The 545-nt window shown below is 59.1% G+C and carries 1 protein-coding gene; it reads left to right on the top strand.

The features are described 5' to 3' along the window. Nucleotides 1–119: 119 nt before the first annotated feature. Nucleotides 120–545: LysE family translocator (locus FEM54_RS33710; protein ID WP_138454417.1), on the top strand; the 426-nt coding region annotated here is incomplete at its 3' end.

Here is a 545-nt window from a genome sequence, read left to right as displayed (position 1 = left end):
GCGCGCCCCAGCGGGAGCAAGCTCCCTCGCCACGTGTGCGCCAATCAACCACAAACGTTCAAGATTGCGCACCACCCCGCTCAGTAGACTCGCCCGACTTCTTCTACTGCAGGTTCGCCATGGACATTTTCCTTTACGCGTTCAGCGTCATGTACAGCCCCGGTCCGGTCAATTTGATGGGCCTCAATGCCGGGCTTACGGGCAAATTACGTCGCTCCAGCGGTTTCTACATCGGCGTGGGGTGCGCGATGCTGCTGATGTTCGTGCTGTTTGGCTACACCGGCGAAGCGATCATTTCCCAGGCGGCATTGCCGTATATTTCTTTGATTGGCGGCGTGTACACGCTGTACCTCGCCTACCAGGTGTTCACCGCACGTACCGAGGTGGATGACGCCCCAAGCACGCCTGCCAAGACCTTGACCTTCTGGAATGGCCTGGTGATCCAGTTGCTCAACCCCAAGGGCATCGTCGCGGTGTTGCCAATCACCAGCGTGATGTTGCCGGCGGCGCATATTACCGGGGGCTCGATCTTTTGCGTATCGGCC

Source organism: Pseudomonas edaphica (assembly GCF_005863185.1).
In the GTDB taxonomy this organism is placed as follows: domain Bacteria; phylum Pseudomonadota; class Gammaproteobacteria; order Pseudomonadales; family Pseudomonadaceae; genus Aquipseudomonas; species Aquipseudomonas edaphica.
Note: the sequence above shows the minus strand (reverse complement) of the source record. Positions and strands in the feature narration are given on the sequence as shown.